22 protein-coding genes are annotated in these 18438 nt (G+C 29.5%); 1 reads left to right on the top strand and 21 read right to left on the bottom strand.

Annotation, left to right across the window (positions count from 1 at the left end; all coding sequences use genetic code 11):
* The first annotated feature begins 102 nt into the window (after nucleotides 1-102).
* Nucleotides 103-801 carry a GntR family transcriptional regulator gene (locus Fi14EGH31_RS11345; RefSeq protein WP_107029606.1) on the top strand — a complete coding sequence of 233 codons (699 nt, stop codon included), beginning with the start codon at nucleotides 103-105 and terminating at the stop codon, nucleotides 799-801.
* 37 nt (nucleotides 802-838) lie between these two features.
* Here Fi14EGH31_RS11345 and Fi14EGH31_RS11350 read toward each other — a convergent pair whose 3' ends face one another.
* The 21 genes from Fi14EGH31_RS11350 to Fi14EGH31_RS11450 all read right to left on the bottom strand — a co-directional run bounded on the left by Fi14EGH31_RS11350 (nucleotide 839) and on the right by Fi14EGH31_RS11450 (nucleotide 18369).
* On the bottom strand, nucleotides 839-2500 hold the full coding sequence (locus tag Fi14EGH31_RS11350; RefSeq protein WP_107029607.1) for a sensor domain-containing protein: 1662 nt from the start codon (nucleotides 2498-2500) through the stop codon (nucleotides 839-841).
* Nucleotides 2501-2633: 133 nt separating this feature from the next.
* Entirely contained in the window at nucleotides 2634-3557 is a 924-nt protein-coding gene (locus Fi14EGH31_RS11355) for a hypothetical protein (protein WP_117828396.1), read from the bottom strand.
* Nucleotides 3558-3651: 94 nt separating this feature from the next.
* Nucleotides 3652-4086 carry a hypothetical protein gene (locus Fi14EGH31_RS11360; protein ID WP_107030562.1) on the bottom strand — a complete coding sequence of 145 codons (435 nt, stop codon included), beginning with the start codon at nucleotides 4084-4086 and terminating at the stop codon, nucleotides 3652-3654.
* Nucleotides 4087-4158: 72 nt separating this feature from the next.
* Nucleotides 4159-5886: a PTS fructose transporter subunit IIABC gene (locus Fi14EGH31_RS11365; RefSeq protein WP_267905662.1), complete on the bottom strand. Its 1728-nt coding sequence runs from the start codon at nucleotides 5884-5886 to the stop codon at nucleotides 4159-4161.
* 33 nt (nucleotides 5887-5919) lie between these two features.
* Nucleotides 5920-6837 carry a 1-phosphofructokinase gene (gene pfkB, locus Fi14EGH31_RS11370; RefSeq protein ID WP_117575939.1) on the bottom strand — a complete coding sequence of 306 codons (918 nt, stop codon included), beginning with the start codon at nucleotides 6835-6837 and terminating at the stop codon, nucleotides 5920-5922.
* Nucleotides 6837-7580 carry a DeoR/GlpR family DNA-binding transcription regulator gene (locus Fi14EGH31_RS11375; protein ID WP_118632794.1) on the bottom strand — a complete coding sequence of 248 codons (744 nt, stop codon included), beginning with the start codon at nucleotides 7578-7580 and terminating at the stop codon, nucleotides 6837-6839. The genes pfkB and Fi14EGH31_RS11375 overlap by 1 nt, the downstream gene beginning before the upstream one ends.
* Nucleotides 7581-7723: 143 nt before the next feature.
* The gene (locus Fi14EGH31_RS11380; RefSeq protein WP_107030565.1) at nucleotides 7724-8014 is read right to left on the bottom strand and encodes a Dabb family protein; all 291 of its coding nucleotides are present in this window, start codon (nucleotides 8012-8014) and stop codon (nucleotides 7724-7726) included.
* A 12-nt stretch (nucleotides 8015-8026) separates the two neighbouring features.
* Nucleotides 8027-8797, bottom strand: a complete 771-nt coding sequence (locus Fi14EGH31_RS11385) for an SDR family NAD(P)-dependent oxidoreductase (protein WP_022002435.1) — start codon at nucleotides 8795-8797, stop codon at nucleotides 8027-8029.
* Nucleotides 8794-9063, bottom strand: a complete 270-nt coding sequence (locus tag Fi14EGH31_RS11390; protein ID WP_200764821.1) for a hypothetical protein — start codon at nucleotides 9061-9063, stop codon at nucleotides 8794-8796. The genes Fi14EGH31_RS11385 and Fi14EGH31_RS11390 overlap by 4 nt, the downstream gene beginning before the upstream one ends.
* 13 nt (nucleotides 9064-9076) lie before the next feature.
* Nucleotides 9077-10174, bottom strand: a complete 1098-nt coding sequence (locus Fi14EGH31_RS11395) for an MFS transporter (protein WP_200764822.1) — start codon at nucleotides 10172-10174, stop codon at nucleotides 9077-9079.
* Between the two features lie 94 nt (nucleotides 10175-10268).
* A complete protein-coding gene (locus Fi14EGH31_RS11400) occupies nucleotides 10269-10613 on the bottom strand; it encodes a hypothetical protein (protein ID WP_117828393.1) in 345 nt (114 codons plus the stop codon).
* A gap of 182 nt (nucleotides 10614-10795) precedes the next feature.
* Nucleotides 10796-11014 (bottom strand): hypothetical protein, encoded by a 219-nt coding sequence (locus Fi14EGH31_RS11405; RefSeq protein WP_117828392.1) that lies wholly within the window; start codon nucleotides 11012-11014, stop codon nucleotides 10796-10798.
* Nucleotides 11015-11068: 54 nt separating this feature from the next.
* Nucleotides 11069-11353: a DUF202 domain-containing protein gene (locus tag Fi14EGH31_RS11410; RefSeq protein WP_117481684.1), complete on the bottom strand. Its 285-nt coding sequence runs from the start codon at nucleotides 11351-11353 to the stop codon at nucleotides 11069-11071.
* Nucleotides 11354-11365: 12 nt separating this feature from the next.
* Nucleotides 11366-12202 carry a PTS system mannose/fructose/sorbose family transporter subunit IID gene (locus Fi14EGH31_RS11415; RefSeq protein ID WP_022001605.1) on the bottom strand — a complete coding sequence of 279 codons (837 nt, stop codon included), beginning with the start codon at nucleotides 12200-12202 and terminating at the stop codon, nucleotides 11366-11368.
* A gap of 1 nt (nucleotide 12203) precedes the next feature.
* Nucleotides 12204-13049 carry a PTS mannose/fructose/sorbose/N-acetylgalactosamine transporter subunit IIC gene (locus Fi14EGH31_RS11420; RefSeq protein WP_200764823.1) on the bottom strand — a complete coding sequence of 282 codons (846 nt, stop codon included), beginning with the start codon at nucleotides 13047-13049 and terminating at the stop codon, nucleotides 12204-12206.
* A gap of 30 nt (nucleotides 13050-13079) precedes the next feature.
* Nucleotides 13080-13571, bottom strand: coding sequence for a PTS system mannose/fructose/N-acetylgalactosamine-transporter subunit IIB (locus Fi14EGH31_RS11425; protein WP_022001603.1), 492 nt, complete (start codon nucleotides 13569-13571; stop codon nucleotides 13080-13082).
* 12 nt (nucleotides 13572-13583) lie between these two features.
* A complete protein-coding gene (locus tag Fi14EGH31_RS11430; RefSeq protein WP_022001602.1) occupies nucleotides 13584-14006 on the bottom strand; it encodes a PTS sugar transporter subunit IIA in 423 nt (140 codons plus the stop codon).
* Nucleotides 14007-14162: 156 nt separating this feature from the next.
* A complete protein-coding gene (locus tag Fi14EGH31_RS11435; RefSeq protein ID WP_200764824.1) occupies nucleotides 14163-15449 on the bottom strand; it encodes an ABC transporter substrate-binding protein in 1287 nt (428 codons plus the stop codon).
* Nucleotides 15442-16122, bottom strand: coding sequence for a response regulator transcription factor (locus tag Fi14EGH31_RS11440; protein WP_117346474.1), 681 nt, complete (start codon nucleotides 16120-16122; stop codon nucleotides 15442-15444). Before Fi14EGH31_RS11440 ends, Fi14EGH31_RS11435 begins: the two co-directional genes overlap by 8 nt.
* Nucleotides 16115-17416, bottom strand: coding sequence for a sensor histidine kinase (locus Fi14EGH31_RS11445; RefSeq protein WP_022001600.1), 1302 nt, complete (start codon nucleotides 17414-17416; stop codon nucleotides 16115-16117). The genes Fi14EGH31_RS11440 and Fi14EGH31_RS11445 overlap by 8 nt, the downstream gene beginning before the upstream one ends.
* A complete protein-coding gene (locus Fi14EGH31_RS11450) occupies nucleotides 17416-18369 on the bottom strand; it encodes a sugar ABC transporter substrate-binding protein (protein WP_117792965.1) in 954 nt (317 codons plus the stop codon). The genes Fi14EGH31_RS11445 and Fi14EGH31_RS11450 overlap by 1 nt, the downstream gene beginning before the upstream one ends.
* Nucleotides 18370-18438: the final 69 nt, after the last annotated feature.

Consider the following 18438-nt stretch of genomic DNA (forward strand, 5'->3'; position numbering starts at 1 on the left):
AAAATAGAATCTTTCTAATTTATACCAATAAATTATCATTAATAAAAAACAAGGATATTGTGAAAAAAAAACATTATGTTATAATTATGCATGGGTGATTACATGTTAAAATATGAAATGATCGTTAATGATCTTCAAAAGAGAATAATGAACGAAGAATTTGAAGAAAACCACAAATTACCTACTGAAGAAAAACTAATAGAAGAATATAAAGTTAGTCGTAATACAATTCGTAATGCAATTAAAATACTAACAAATTTAGGTATTGTTTATTCAGTTCAGGGAAATGGAATGTTTGTTCGTGCACCTAAAAAAAAGGGAACAGTCTATTTAAATTCAACACGAGGTGTTACAACAGATAATCCTGGTAATAAAATTATTAACAAGTTATTAGATATTCAAGTGATTGAAACCGATGAAAAGCTTAGTCAGCAAATGAATTGTAAGCTTGGAACTCCTGTTTATTATCTAAAAAGATTACGTATTGTCGATGGTGTTCCATATGCTTTAGAAAGAACTTATTATAATAAAGATATTGTTCCTTATTTAGGTAAGGAAATAGCTGAAGGATCTATTTTTAGATATTTAAAAGATGATTTAAAATTATCTTTTGGTTTTGCTGATAAATATTTAACTGCTATTAAATTGAGCAAAGAAGATGCTCAATTATTAAATCTTAATGAAAATGATCCAGCTATTATGATTAACGACAATATTCACTTATCTAATGGGCTCCTATTTAATACTTCAAATATTATTTATAATTACCAAACAACTAACTTCTATAGTGTTGCACAATAATTTTATACATTAAAAAAGGAAATAATCTCAACTGAGACTATTTCCTTTTTTTCTTTAAATATTCCTCAATCTCATTAAATGGTAATGGTTTACTAAAATAATATCCTTGAATATAATCACATCCCATTTCCAATATTTTATCTAATTCCTCTTGTGTCTCAATTCCTTCTATACACATTTTAACATCTACACTATGTGCCATATCAATCATATGTTTAAGTAACATATTTTCATATTGATTTGCTAATGCATTTTTCATTAATCCGCGATCAACTTTAATACAGTCAGGTTTTAAATTATATAAGTAATGAAAATTAGAATACCCTGTTCCAAAATCATCAAGTGCTAAAAGAATTCCATTTTCTTTTAAACGATTACAGAAACTTACAAAGAAACGATCAGATTCAATAAAACCACTTTCTGTAAGTTCAATAACTAATCTATTTTGATCTACATTATATTTTTTAATAATATTTAAAATATCTCTTAAAACAACAGATTTAGATACTTGTATATAAGAAATATTGACATTTACTTTTAAACCAGGTGCCCACTTTTGTAAAGCTAAACAAGCTTGAATAGACTTTTCTAAAACCCATTTACCAACAGGGATAATTAATCCACTTTTTTCAAGTAAAGGAATAAATTCTTGAGGAGAAACTTTTCCAAAATCAGAACATTCAAAACGTAATAAAGCTTCTAAATTTTCTACTTTATTTTCTTTTATATTAATAATTGGTTGAAAATAAACATCAAATCCTTCATAAGCGTGATCTATTGCTTGATGTAAATATCTTATTAATGAAGATTCTCTTTGAAATTTTTGATAATCTTCATCTAAAAAAATATTATATGTATTTTTACCACTTTCTTTGGCTTTATTTAAAGCAAATTCAGTCCATTTCATGATTTCAGTATAGCTTGCTGTAGGATGACTACAAAAATCTAATATTCCTGCTGAAATTGTATAATAGATTTCATAATTCATAGATTCAATAAAATTGATTGTACTTTCTTGAATTTGTTGGTAAAGGCAAATTGCATCATCTTTTGTACCAAATAAATCTAAGATAATAAATTCATCAGAAACTATTCTATAAAGTGATTGATGTTCATTTAAAAATTCTTTTATATACTTACCTGTTTGTTTTAAAACTTCATCTCCAAATTTTAAACCATAATTTTCATTAATGTTTTTAAAATCATCTATTCCTAATCTTAAAACAAATCCCGTATGAAAATCATCATCTATAGGATAAATAATCGTCTTAAAACTTTCTTCCCCTAATAAACCACTTACATTATCAGCGTATTGTTTCTTACCTATTTCATTAATACACCCTATAATATATTTTACTTCATTATCTTCACAAATAACTGTACCTCTACAATTAATCCAAACAGGTATACTTTCTTTATTTAACCATCTATATTGCATATTATGAAAATCTTTTTCTTTAGATAAAATTTTATTTAAATCAGATAAAAGTAATTCATAATCTTTATAATAAACAATTTTTTTAAATTCATTTAATGGATTTTTAAAATAATAATTTTCCATTTTAAATCTTGTAGCTGCATGTGGCGAAATAAAATATTCATTTTTTTCAACATCTAGAATATATAAATAATCATCTACACAATAATCCAAAGAAACAATTATTTTTTTATAAATTTCTTTCTTTTCTTGAAAAGTCATATGTACCTACTCCCTATCATTATAATTTTAATACCCCCCCCCGATAATTTCAACACTTTTTGACATTTATTGCAAATTTTTTATAATAAATAAAAATTGTATGATAAATATACATACAACTTTTTTAATTATTCTATGATTTAAAATATTTTTCTATCTCTTTCACTTCATCTTCAGGTATATCTAAAAATTGAATAGCTTCTTTAAATGACATTTTTAGCTTTATCATTAGTTTTCTTATATTTTTAATTCTTTCATTTTGTGTTCCTTGTTCTATTCCTTTTTCAACACCTATTCCAATTCCTTTATTTAAATATTCTTTTTCTAGTATATTTGCATAATCACACACTTCCCTGACCTCCTTTTCTATTTCCTTAAATCCATATTCTTTCATGATTCTTATTTTTCCTTGATAATCTAATATATTATTCAATAATACTACTAATGGTGTTAATACTTCATCATACTCTTGATACTTTTTATTAGTATCATGTTCTTTATCCAAGTATATCACGATTTGTTCTCTTTTGTCATAGGTTTCTACCTTTTCTAGTTGCTTTTCTTCATCTGTTTTACAAATACTTACTTGTCCATCTCTTTTTTTTGCTGCTTGTGGTAGTATCCATATTAAATAGACTTTTTTCATCCCATCATAGTTTTGATCATTATATTCCTTTCCCCATTGTGTTGTCTGTATTCTTGATAAATATGCATCTCCTCTTGTTATGAGAGAATATTTGGGATAGGCATCATTTTGTATTTCTACATTTAAATAGATTCTATTAATAGTATGATCTAATTGTGGTAAATCAATACATCCAAAGAAATCAAACCTGACTGTTCCATATCCTGAAATCGTATTTTCATTATTTAATCTTTGAAAACGATGCTCATCTTGTACAATTTTGATAATCTCTTCAATACTTAAATGTTTTGCTTCTTCTACAAATTCTTTGATGATTCTTGATAACATTTCTTCATGACTGATCATCAATTTACAATTTTGATCCAACATGATTTTATGCTGACTAAGTGTATCTTTTATTATAGTATCCATGGTTTTACCTCCACTATGTATATCGTCATTTTTTTATCTTTTTTCTTCTTTTTTATTTAAAAAAATAAAAAGATTACGAAATAATTTTTCGTAATCATAAATAATTCTGAATCTTATCTGATAATTCTTTTTCTATTTCAATTAAATCATAAGTTAGCTTTTTTATCTTAGTATCAGCATGGTCATATTGATGTAAATATTTAAATAATGATTCTATTCCCATAGAACATCCTTCAAAAAGAAGAGAAGCAATTGTTTGGTCATCTTCATTCATTTGTATTTTAAAATTCATTTTTAACCATGACATACTTTTAGCCATTAATGATGGCTCTTTTTCTTTTATATTATTTTCTTTTAATAATTGATCAATTTCTTTTTTTAAAGTCTGATGTTTATTTTTAGATTCTATACATTGATTTTTAAAGTGTTTATTTTTTATTACATCTAAAACTTCATCTAAAGAAGAAATAGCCATCTTTAATCCAGAATCACATTCTCTTAATAATAAAATAGTATCATTTTCATTCATAACATTTTCCTTTCTAAAAAAGGTTACCCATTTTTAGAAAAAAAATTCTAGGCTTTCACCTAGAATTCAATATTATTTTAAAGGTTTCTTTAATAAGGCTAAACCAAACATTCCTACAATAGAACCAACAACACATGCTGGTAAAATATGTAATGGATCTGATGCTGCAAAAGGAATAGATCCTTCTGTAATAAATGATAATTCCATAATAATATTGGTAAGTGTTGTTTGTTGTTCTTTTTCAGTAAAACGATTTTTAAAGAAGAATGTTGCTAGTGCAATAGCAAGTGGTGGAACCATCCCACCAATCATAACGGCTGCCATAATATCATAATTACCTGAAGCAATTGATGCTGTACCAAAAACATAAGCTGCTTTATTGATTGGACCACCCATATCAACAGTTATCATACCACCAAGTAACATTCCTAAAATAACTTTACTTGAACCACCCATTGAATTTAAAGCATTTGTAAGAGCTGTATTGATAGCAGCAACTGGTGGATTGATAATAAATGTCATAAGTAATGCCATTAATAATAATCCAAAGAATGGGTATAAAAGAACAGGTTTTAATCCTTCAAATGTATCTGGTAAATAATCAAATAATTTACGTAAACCTTTCATTAAATATCCAGCTGCAAAACCAGCAACTAAAGCTCCTAAAAATCCTGAATTTCCTTGACTAGCTAAGGCTCCACCAACAAATCCAACAGCTAGACCTGGATGATCTGAAATTGACATTGAAATATATCCTGCAAGGATTGGTAACATAAATCCAAAGGCTGTATCTCCTGTTGTTTTAAAGAAAGCAGCTAATGGTGTATTTTTACCAAAGTTACTTGGATCAATTGTATAATCATCAAATAAGAAAGCTAAGGCAATTAAAATACCTCCACCAATAACAAATGGTAACATATGACTGACACCATTCATTAAATGTTTATAGATTTGACGACCAACACTTTCATCACTTTCACTTTCTACAGTTGTAGAAACATGATCTGCATGATAAATTGGTGCATTTCCACTTAAAGCTTCATTAATTAATTCTTCTGCTTTATTGATACCATCTGCAACTTTTACTTGAATCACTGGCTTTCCATCAAAACGTGCCATTTCAACATTTTTATCAGCAGCAACAATAATTGCTTCACATTCTTCAATTTCCTTAGCAGTTGGAGCATTTTTAGTTCCACTACTACCATCAGTTTCGACTTTGATTGTAATTCCCATTTGTTTCGCTTTTTCTTCCAAAGCTTCAGCCGCCATATAAGTATGCGCAATACCTGTTGGACAAGCAGTTACTGCAAGCAAACGATAAGTTCCTGTAAATTCTTTTTGCGCTTCTTCTTTTTCTTCTTCTTTAGCTTTTTGTTTAGCTTCTTTTTGATTGATCAAATCCATAAATTCTTCTACACTTTGAGCATTAATTAATGAATCTTTAAAATCCGTATCCATTAACATTTGAGATAACATTGCTAGAATTTGTAAATGTTCATTTCCACCTGTTTTAGGGACCGCAATCATAAAGAAAAGTTTTGCTGGTTGATTATCTAAAGATTGATAATCAACACCATCTTTAACAACCATTGCCGCAAGTCCTGGAGCGTTTACAGCTTCACTTTGAGCATGAGGAATCGCAATTCCTTCTCCAATTCCTGTTGTACTTAATTCTTCACGTGCATAAATTCCTTGTTTATAAACATCTTGATCATTTAAGTTTCCTTGTTTTGCCATTAATGAAACTAATGTATTAATAGCTTCATCTTTATCTAAACATGTAGCGTTAACATCAATCGAAACATCTTTTTATAAATCTAAGATTTTCATTTATAGTTCTTCCACTTTTAATTGTTTATAGACTTCTTGAATCATTGAAGCTTCAGCAAGATCTTCACTAAAAGCAGTTGCTCCTCCACAAGCACTTCCAAGTTTTAAAGCTTCATCATATTTCTTTTCTTTTAAATATCCAGCAATAAATCCAGCAACCATGCTATCTCCACTACCAACACTATTTAATAATTTTCCTTTAGCACCTGCACAATAATAAACATGATCGTCCTCACTTACTAAAATAGCACCATCTTTTCCAAGAGATACAAGAACATTAATTGCTCCTTGTTCTTGTAATTTTCTTGCATAGAAAATTAAATCTTCTTGATTTTCTATTTTTACATTAAATAATTCTTCTAATTCACGATGATTAGGTTTTATTAAGAAAGGATGATAAGGTAATACTTTCTTTAATAAATCATTCGTTGCATCTACAATAATTTTAATTCCTTGTTGATCGAGTTTTTTCATGATTTGTTCATAAATATCATTAGGTAATGATGATGGAATACTTCCTGCAAGAACTAAAATATCATTTTCTTGTAATTGATTTAATTTATCAAATAATTCATCTAGTTTTTCTTGAGGAATATCTGGACCACTTCCATTAATTTCAGTTTCTTTAGCCCCTTTCATCTTCACATTAATTCTTGAAAGACCATTTTCTAACTGACATAAATCGCAGTCAAATCCTCTTTCTTTTAATTCTTTAACAATTTCATCACCAGTAAATCCTGCAACAAAACCTAAAGCTGTTGTTTCAAGATTTAAACGACTTAAAATTGTTGAAACATTAAAGCCTTTACCTCCAGGATAAATTTCTTCTTGCTTTGAACGGTTTGTTTCCCCTTCTTCAAAACAATCAACATGCATAATATAATCCAAAGATGGATTAAAAGTAATTGTATAAATCATTAATCTCTAACCTCCACAACTGTCGCTTGTTCTTTAATTTCTTTTTCACAATGATCTGTAATAATCACCGCATCATTTATTTGACCAAAGGTCACATGATATACCTTATTAAATTTACTATGATCCGATAAAACATAACTCATTTGACAACGTTCCATAGCCAATTCCTTAATAGCAGCTTCTTCACTATCTGGTGTCGTAAAACCATTCATTAAATCAATGCCATTTGTTCCAAAGAAACCTTTAGAAAAATGATAACGACTTAATGACTTCATCGTATTAGCACCCACACATGCCCCTGTAATATTTCTCACTTCTCCACCAAGACATACTACATGAAATCCTTTAAGGGTCAATTGTTGAGCTTGCATTAAACCATTAGTAATATAGTGTGCTTCTTTTTGATCTAAATATTCAATCAACTCTAAAGTTGATGAACCTGCATCTAAATAAACCACATCATTGGCTTCAATCATTCCTGCTGCATACTTTGCAATTTTTTTCTTTTCATCAGCATTTAATAACTGTCTTTTTCCTAATGGATCTTCAATCGTTTGTGTTACCTTAGGAATAAGGGTTGCACCCCCATGAACTCTTTTTAAGAATCCTTGATGATCAAGTTCTACTAAATCTCTTCGTATACTTGATTCACTCGCTCCTGTAAGTTCAACAAGGGAAGCTACAGTCACATTTCCTTTTTTATCTAATTCATTTAAAATAATTTGATGGCGCTGATTATCCATACTGATCACCTCTTACGCGTTCATTATATGACCGTTCAATCATAAAATCAATTATATTTTGACTGTTTAATCATAAAAATGAATGTAAAATAAAAAAAAGAGCACTATTTTGAATGAATGCTCTTTAATATCTGAATGAATGCTTAAATTATATAATCTATTGCGGTAACAGTTTCCATTTCTGTACCATCCATTAATAATTTTTGATGTTCCTTTGATTGGGGATATTTTTGTAAGTCTATCAGATTAGAAAACTCAACAATTTGAATCACATCACCGAAATGAGGTCCCACAGGTGGTTGTTCACCTATATTTACCCCTACTTCACTTTTAATAATCAAAGGACAATTTTTACCAACTTCTTCTAACATTTCAACAAAATGTTTAATTTCACTTTTATCTTTTAAAGTAAATACCGATACATGTTTAATCATCTTTTCTCCCTTTTAAGCAATATGCATTCCACCATCTATAAATATTTTTTGTCCTGTTGTATGACTTGCTTGGTCACTACTTAACCATAAGACAGCGTTCACGACTTCTTGAGTCATCGCTAGTTTTTTCATAGGAATCACATGTTCTTTCAACATTGCTTCTTCATGAGGATTAGTTGAAAGTGAATTTTTGGTAAGTTCTGTTCCCATGGTTGGACCTGGACAAATGGCATTGACACGAATACCAAATGCCGCATTTTCTAAAGCTGCCATTTCTGTTAAAGCAATAACTGCTGCTTTAGCTGGACCATAAGCAGCAAATCCAGGTGCCATTTTATATCCACCAATAGAAGCCGTATTAACAATTGTACCAAAACCTTGTTTTTGCATTTGTAACAATTCATATTTTAAACAAAGAAAAACACCTTTCATATCCACATCAACTACTAAATCCCATGTTTTTTCAGAAATTTCTGTTAAGGATTCATAAGGCATACGTACACCATCTGGTCCAATACCCGCATTATTAAAAGCACAATCAAGACGCCCATATTTTAAAACAACTTCTTCAATAGCTTTTTTTACATCTTCTTCTTTAGAAACATCACAGTGAATATAAAAAGCTTCATTTCCTATTTCTTTTATTGCTTGCTTACACACTTCCTCTTTATCTACAGTAAAAGCAACAACATGGGCTCCTTTTCTTGAAAACTCAATAGCTGTTTGCTTTCCAATACCACTTGTTCCTCCGGTAATTACAACCACTTTATCTTTAAAATTCATTTTTTTTCTCCTTTAAAAGCAAAATATTGACTTAAAATAACAATATTAATATTAAACATTAAAAAAATCAAAACAAACAATGCACCTCTATTTGTCCCATCATATAAATTTATTCCTTGTTGTACAAACGCTAAAATAGCAGCTGTAATGGATGTTCCTATTCCCCCTGAAAGTTGCATTAATGTTTGTAATACTGCATTTCCATCTGCTTGTAAATTTATAGGTAAATAAGACATCGCACATGTCATCGTATTACCTACAATCAACCCAATTCCTAAACTATAGATAAAATAAAAGCATCATACATAATTGATAAGTAAGATTTTCAAAAAAGAATAAGAAACAAAATGTGGCAATAAAACTACAACATATACCTAAAATAATAGGTTTTTTAGCTCCAAAACGATCTAAAATCAAACCACCTACAGGTGCAAATACAGCACCAACAATGGCTCCTGGAAGTAAAACGACCCCTGCATCTGTAGCGGGTTGTTTTAAAACAATTTGTACAAATGTTGGTAATAATAAACCATATCCTAATGTTGTCATTTGTAGAAACATAATAGCTAAAGTATGAAACATAAAACTTTTATGATTAAAGATATCTAAGTGAATTAATGGATTTTTAATATGTAATTGTCTTTTAGTAAAATAATATAAACTGCTTATTCCAATGATAAAGCAACATAAAACAAACACTAAATGATCAACAACTTGATTCAAATTAGAAAATCCCATAATCAAAGCAACAAAAGCGAACGCTACCGCTATAAAACTTAAAAGATCAAATTTTTCATATTTATTAATTATTTGTTCACTCATACAAAAATAACCTATAAAACTTGCTAGAACAATAACTGGTAAAACGCAAATAAAAATATAACGCCAAGTAAAATATTGTGTCATTATTCCTCCAAAGGTAGGACCTATCGCTGGTGCAGCCGCTGTTACAAAAGAACCACATCCCATCATTAATCCTAGAAATCTTTGAGGTGATTCCTCTAAAATAATGTTATACATCATTGGTAAAGCAACCCCTACACCTGCTCCTTGTATAAGTCTTCCTATAAGCAATAAAGTAAACTGTTGTGCAAAGATATCAACAATCAATCCTATTAAAAATAAAAATCCCGCTACTAGAAATAATTTTTTTGTTTGAAATCTTCTTTTTAAATAAGATGAAATAGGAATTAGAATTCCCATCATTAATAAATTTCCTGTAGTCATCCATTGAACTAAAGATGTAGAAACCTGAAATTCATTCATCAATGTTGGAAATGTAATATTCGTTGCTGTTTCAATCAAAACACCACAAAAAGAAAACAAACCTGCGGCTAAAATAGCTAATAATTGTTTCATTGTTAATTTTTCTTCCATAGTCCCCTCCTATTCATTAATTTACTCATAAATAAATAAATTTCTTTTCTTTTTATATTTCATAAACTTTCTTGACAGGACAAAAAAAATGTGCCTAAGCACATTCATGGTAACGAGACATCATCATATCTATCAAACAATGAAACATGATTCTTCTCTCTTTCATTTCTAAATGATCGATAGGTAAAAGCAATGTTTCATGAAAATAGTTTAACATCTTTTGATCAATCATCTGTGTTGAAATCAAAAGTTTACGCCCTTGACTTCTTAAAAGCTTTCTTAAATAACGTGAAGATTGTTTATTTAAAGCATCCTCTTCAATTCCTATAACAAGTAATAAGTCATCTTCTTTTAGTTCAATTGTTGATTCATTTTCATCTAAAACCAACATATCTTTTTGAAAAAGATCACCTTCATATTGAAGATACTTACAAAGCAAATGAGAATAAGCAACTCCGTAAAGATAAACATGTTTAGCTTTTTCTATTGCTTTAATAAAATCATCTATTTGATTTTGGTTAATTTCTAATAGATTATTTTCTATCCATTCAAATGAATTATGTAATTGTTTTTTTGTAAGCTGATGTTGGCTATTATTTACTTGATTTCTAATTTCTAATTCTAATAAGCAATCATCTTTAAAGGCAATATAGTTATCATAACCAATTTTTTTATAAATTTAGAGATTTTTGCTTTAGAAACATAGGTTTGTTTTGCAAGTTCTTCAATGGACATTGAAGATACTGCTTTTAAGTTTAATTTAATATATTTACATATAGTGTAATCTAAATCATTTTGTTGACTATTATTTAATAATGTATTTATTTTATTTGTTATCATAATATCACCAAATAAAGCATAACATAAAAACCGCCTAAGCGGTTTTATGTATGATTATAGAGAGTTTTTATATTTTAAGGAAAACTGATCAACAATTTTATTTATGTTTTTCTTACCACTGTAAATAGCCTTTCCAACAAGGATAATCGCTAATATAGATATTATTATTAATATGATTGCAAAGATTTTTATAAATAGGATATTTGAAAAATAATACATCAATAAGACTCCCAGAGAGGAAAGGAAGAACAAATTGCGTAACCATTTTATAAGATTATGAATCATTTTCTTTTGATAGTTAATTTCATCTATATATCCTTGTTTTTCTTGACTATTCATTTTTTTCTCCTTTTAATAAGATAATCCTGGATTGAAGAATCCAACAAACACACCAATAAAGGCAACAACAACTAATAATAACATTACTTTAATTGGTGACATTTTCTTTTTAGATAATAAATACCAACATCCAACAACAAAGACAGCTGTTAATAATCCTGGATAAACACCATCTAATGTTTTTTGTAAATCTAAGAATGGTTTTTTAGCTCCAGCTGCTGTCATCGTAAATGAAGTTGTTACTGAAATCCATGTTGCTGATACAGCACCGATAACAATACCACCTAACATTGTTACTGATTCTCTTAAAGCTTCCCCTTGAGGACCAACTAAGAAATCAACCGCTTTTCCACCTAATTCATATCCTTTGAAATATAAGAATTTCATTCCAAAGTAAGCAAATAAGTTCCATACAATGATGTACATGATAGCTCCAAGAGGTGAACCTCCTGTAGACATACCTAAAGCAATACCAAGTAAAATAGGAATAACTGTTCCTACAACTAGGGAATCCCCAATACCGGCGATTGGTCCCATTAAACCAGCTCTTAAACCGTTGATTGTTTCATCATCAACATCTTCTGTTCCGTTGGCACGTGCTTCTTCTAACCCAGCTGTCATCCCAACAATAACAGTACCAAGTTGAGGTTCTGTATTAAAGAATGCAGTGTATGTTTTCATTGATCTTGCTTGATCTTCTTTTTTATCATAAAGTTCTTCTACTACTGGTAACATAGAGCATAGATAACCAAAAGTTTGCATATGTTCTTGAGAGAAGCATGTTAAGTTTCCATAATACCAATTGTGGAAGGATTTAGTTAATGTTTTTTTAGATAGTTTCTTTTCCATCTTAAATATCCTCCTCATCTTCATCATCAAAGTCTCCTGCAGGTGCAGCTATTCTTTGATTTTGTAACATTTTTAATTTGTAGTTAATTAAAGCAAACATACCAGCAATCACTGTTGCTGCAACTAAATTGATTCCCATTGAAGCAGCAAGAGTAAATCCAAAGAAAAATGGAATGAAATCTACTGCTTTTGTAACAATTTGTTTTAATAAGATTGCAATTCCGACACATGGTAATAATGATCCAACTGTAAATAAAGTTTTCATAGCTAATCCATCCATAGGTAATGTTGTTTTAATAAGTTCAACAACATCTGCTCCTAATTTACACATAATTAAGGCTGGAATAAATGAACATAAAATATGTGAAATCCAAGGTAATACCATATCTACAAGATATAATTTATGATAATCCCCTTTTTCAACAGCTTTCCATCCAACATGTTGCCATGCTAAGTTGATTGTTGCTGTTCCATAGAATAATACTGTACCTAAAGTACCAACCATTGTTCCAAATGAAGTTGCAAGAGCTGCTCCTTCTTTTGTGGCAGCTGATAAACCATAACTATTTAACGCTACCATTGCAAGTGGAATCCCAATGTAACTTACAGCACGAACGTCTGCTGAAACGGTTCCACCTGGAGTAACTAATGCAATGTAGACAACTTGCATTGCTGCTCCTACTAAAATACCTGTTTTGATATCTCCTAAGATAATCCCACAAACAAGTCCCCCAATTAAAGGACGACCTAATGTGTAGTTACCAAAGGAAGTACCACCTAATCCTGGCATACTTGATAAACAAGCAAATAAACCAAGTAATGCCGCTTGTAACCAACTAATTGTCATAATTTTTCTTCCCCTTTATTTATATATTTGTTAAAAACCAAATTTATCTTTAAAATCATCCCATGTTCCAATTGAAACATCTGGTAATAAAGCAAATTTGATTGTATAACCTGCTTTAGCCAAAGCTTCAAAAGCTTCTGCTTCTTCTTGTGTAATCGATTGATTGTTTCCTAGTTTTGTTGCCCCTTCACGATCATTACAAGGTCCAACAATAACTGTTTTAATACCACAATCAAATCCTTGATCAACAAGAATTTTTTTCATATCAATAGGATTTTTAGTAATTAAGAAATATTGATCTTGACTATCTAAAACCTTTTGACTTTTCTTTTGCCAAGCTTCCATTGTCCATACAAATGTTTTCTTTCCACTGGCTGATTTGTAAGCTGCTTTTAATACTGAATTATTTGCTGCTTTATCGTTTACAGCCACTAAACCATCGCATGGGTATTCTCTTGCCCAACGTGTACATGTTTGACCGTGAATCATACGATCATCAATTCTAATAAATGAAACTGACATTTTTCTTCCTCCTTAAATATCATCTTCGTCGTCTTCTACGACTTTAAATTCTTGTAAAGCAGTTGTTGCTTCACTTAAGACAGCTTGTACAAAGGAATCTCCTTGTAAAGTATCTTTCATTAATACTGAAGTAAGGGCTAATGGTAAATTCATCCCACCAATTGTTGTTGTCTTTTCCATTAAACCTTTTTCAGCTAAAACATTTAAAGCAGTTGTAAGTGGTGATCCTCCTACAATATCCGCTAATAAAACAATTTCATCATCTTCATGAATGTCCTTAACACTTTCTTTAAAGATTTCCGCAAATTCATCTGCTGTCTTTCCATCAGGTAAACCTGAAGCAATCACATCATCCCTTTGTCCTGCCAACATCATTAATGATGTTTTTAAACCAGCTGCAAATTCACCATGACTTACTAATACTAAATATTTCATGTCCTTCCCTCCTTGCACCTATAGAATACCAAATATGAAAGCACTTGCAATGTGTCTTCAATCACGACTTTTAAGTGACAAAAATCATAAAAAAATTGACAAATATCATTCCAACTATGACATTTGTCATAAATAAAAAAGATAGCCACAAGCTATCTATTTCAATTCATTTTCTAATTTCTTTTGTATCTTATTAAGATCATTATCAATTGTTCCTTGATCAATACTTTGATTAATCAAATAATCTGCTTTTTCTAGAATATTTTCATATTCTTTAAACTTTGGTTCTACTAACGTGTTTTCTAAAATCTTATTTAAAACATCTGAATCTAAAGAAGCATAAGAAACTGCATCTTGTGCTAAGATTTCCTTTGTTTTCTTTGATAACATGACCTTCTTTAAAGGAGAGGCTCCCTTCGAATTATCAAGTAGAGATTGTTGAATATCTTCGTCCATCGTCAACATTTTTAAAAATTCCCACGCTATTTCTTGATGCTTTGTTTGTGAAGACATTCCTATTAATGAAGTGTCTAAATGTGTTGTAATCGTATTTGATTTTGTTCCCGGCATTGAAATACAACTCCATTTAAAAGATGTATATTTACTAATACGATAAGGATAAGGTTGGTAGGTACGGTATTGAGCAAAGGTCAAAGGACAAAAAGCGACTTTCCCTTGATCAAAATCTTCTGATGAAACTTGATAGCCATTTGATAAAGCTTTAAGCTTTGTCAAATATAAAAACGCTTCTTTGACTTCTTTTTTATCAAGATGACAATTATCTTCTTTAAAAACTTGTAACCCATAACAATCAAGAACATCTTGCCAATCAAAGCCATAATAGCCATATTGATCGATGACACCATCATTATTTGTATCCTTTGTAACTTGATTACTAATATTATAAAAATCATCAATAGTCCAATTACTTGAAGGAATAGCAATACCTTCTTTGGTAAGTAAATCATGATTGATGCACATAATTGTTGGATTGATTTCATAAGGAAGTGCATATTGACTTCCATTATTTCCAGCAAATAAAGCACTTTGATAAAAAAGAGAAGTATCTATTCGTTCTTCTTTAATAAGTCGATCTAAATTCTTTAAAATACCAATAGAAGATAACGTATTAAAATCATCAGGAAGTACCATAAACACATCAGGTATTGTTCCTTTGGTAATTTCATTAGCAAGCCATGAAGAATAATCATCTTTTATAATTCCACTTTTATACTCAACATGAACATTGGGGTATTTCTTTTCAAATTTCTTGATTGCTTGATCAATAACTTGATAACTTTCCCCATTAGGCACATCCCAACTACTTCCAGCATAAAGTCCTAAAGTAAGAGTAATATCACGACTTGGATCATTGATCAAACAATAAATAAGAACTAAAGAAAGACTTACTAACGTAAGAATACCCTTTTTTATTCTAGTCATTATCGTCACCAAATTCTTGCATTGTGACCCCTGTTTGAACAGCCCAGATGGCAAGTTGCGTACGATCACGTAATTCTAATTTTGACAAAACAATGCTAACATAATTACGCACAGTTCCTTCAGATAAATAAAGTTTTTGAGCAATTTCTTTATTAGATAAACCAAAACCAACTTGTTGAATGACTTTCAATTCAGCCTGTGTTAAATCTTTTGATAAAGAATCATCGACTTGGATAGCATAATTACTCATAGACATCTTGGAAAAAAGTTTAAATACTTTTGTCGCAATATCAGGATTAATCATCGCTCCACCATTATAAACTGTACAAATGGCATGATAAAGTTCATCCATGCTGACGCCTTTTAATAAATAACCGCTTGCTCCATATTTTAAAGCACTAAAGACAAATTCATCATCATCAAAAGTGGTAAGGATAATGATTTTAATATCTGGATATTTTTCTTTGACCGCCTTTGTACAATAAACACCGTCCATTTCTGGCATACGAATATCCATTAAAATAACATCCGGCCTTTCTTTTTTTATACTCTCAAGAACTGCAAAACCATTTTCAACAGCATCTACGACTTTCAAATCTTCATGTGTTGATAATACGATTTGTAAGGATTGTCTAATAAGTTCTTGATCATCCGCTATCATGACTTTAATCATCTTTTTTTCCTCCTATTTTTGGTATTTCTACAACTGTTCTAAATCCTTCTTCACTATAAAAATGTATCGTTCCATTTAATATAGCAACACGTTCATGCATTTGTTTCAAGCCATATCCATAATGAATTTCCTTACAGCCACTTCCATTATCTTGCATAATAATCATATATTTTTCCTCTTCATCAAAAAGATGAATTTCAATATGAGAAGCATGTCCATGTCTTAAAGCGTTTGTCATCGTTTCTTGAATAATTCTAAAAATAATATCTTCTTTCGTATTTTCAAAATCAACATTTTCCCATTCATAATACAAATCAACATTTAAATGAGAAACACTTTGGAATTCTTCAATCATTTTAATCAAACCATCTTTTAAAGTTCTTTGATCAAGTGCTCCCGGTCTTAACTTATATAAAGAACGTCGAACATCTTTAATACTTTCACGAACAACATTACTAATTACCAAAAGTTGTTCTTTTGACTTTTGTGGATCAATATCAATCAAAGCAATACAAGCATCAATTCCCGCCGAAATACCTGTTAAGGCATGTCCTAAAGTATCATGTATCTCTCTTGAAATTCTTTTTCTTTCTTTATCTTCTGCCATTTTTTCAGATAAAGCAGAATATGTTTTTAATTCATCATTGACTTTTGAAGCAAGTTGAAGTTCTTTACTGATTTTCTTTGTTTCTTCTTGTTGAACTAAAACTTGGCAAATAAGATAAAGAATAAAAACAACAACATTTAATGAAGCTAAAATATTTTTAGCAAATAACATAAATGTACGACTCGAATTTGGATAAAATGATAAATAAGATTCAATACTTGGCATATGTATAATATTTGATAAAATATTATAATCTGAAATCAATAATAAACCAAAGGCCATTAATAAAAGTAAGGCCATATGTTTAATATTTCTCATATTATAAAGTAAATCAGCAAAAACAAAGAGTAAAATTCCATTATAGGAACCATTTAAACGAATAATTAATAAAAATGAAAGAATAATTTCAATATAAACAAGACCATTCGCCATTTTTAAATTATCTTTTTCTCTTAATTTCATTAATAAAACAAGAATGATAAAAAGAAAAATTGATTCAAAAAAGATATTTTGTGGTGTTCTAGTAATATAAGATACTTTATTTAAGAAATCTCGTGCATAATAATGCACTGAAATATATTTGGTAGAAAGTAAAAATAAAGAAGCATTATAGATAATAACAACCGCATTAATAAACAATAATGAATCTTTTAACTTTGTAACATATTCTTTTGTAAGATGATTCATTATTGCCACCCCGTTATATCATATTCTTCTATATTTTCTTTGGTAATCAATTTTGTTGGAACAATAATTGAGCGTTTATACTTTTTATGATGTAACATCTTATAAGCCACCTTGATTGTTTCTTTTCCTAAAGAAGTAGGTGATTGTGAAGATGTCCCCACAATCTCTTTCGTTTCTGCCAACAATTTCTTTATATTTGGTGAACCATCAACTCCGTAAATAAAAACATCATGCCCTAAATCATTTTCTTCTATAGAAGCCAGTGCTCCTAAAGCCGTTGGATCATTCAAACAAAAGACAACATCAAAATCAATTCCTTGTTGAATAATTTTATTTAAAGCAGGTAAAGCAAGTTCCGTTTGTCCTAAACAATCTTCACTTCCTACAATTTGATAATTCTCATTTAAAGCAACTGTATCTTTAAAGCCGTTGATACGATCAACCGCTGACAAGGCTTTAGAATGTTCAAGTAAAGCAATACGTGCATGATCAAAGCGTTGCATCATATCTTTAGCACACTGTACTCCTGCATCATAATTATCTGAAACAACTGTACAATCTGCAATTTGATCATCACTAATAGGAGCATCGACTACAATAATTTTAATTCCTGCTTTTTTGACTTCTTTTAATGTTTTATTAATACTCGAAGATTCAACAGGATTAATAATTAAAACATCTATTCCTAAAGAAACAAGGTCTTTGATTTGTTCATTTTGTTTTTTAGGATCCAAAGCTGGATCTCTAGTATATAAAACATCCCCATGATTATTAACAACATTTTCTATTTCATTATTTACAGCTTTATAGAAGGTATTATTCATTGTCATATAAGTTGCTCCAAATTTAATTTGTTTAGTATCAGTGTTTAAATAATGGTGATAGACAAAACAAATCATAATAAGGCTTACAATACATGTTATTTTTAAAGCTTTATTTTTATAAAAAGACATGCGTTTTCCTCCTATTCTCCCTTTATTTAATTTTAATGATTTTTGTCATCTATGTAAATATGACAAATG

This window comes from Faecalibacillus intestinalis (assembly GCF_015097455.1).
Classification (GTDB): domain Bacteria; phylum Bacillota_I; class Bacilli_A; order Erysipelotrichales; family Coprobacillaceae; genus Faecalibacillus; species Faecalibacillus intestinalis.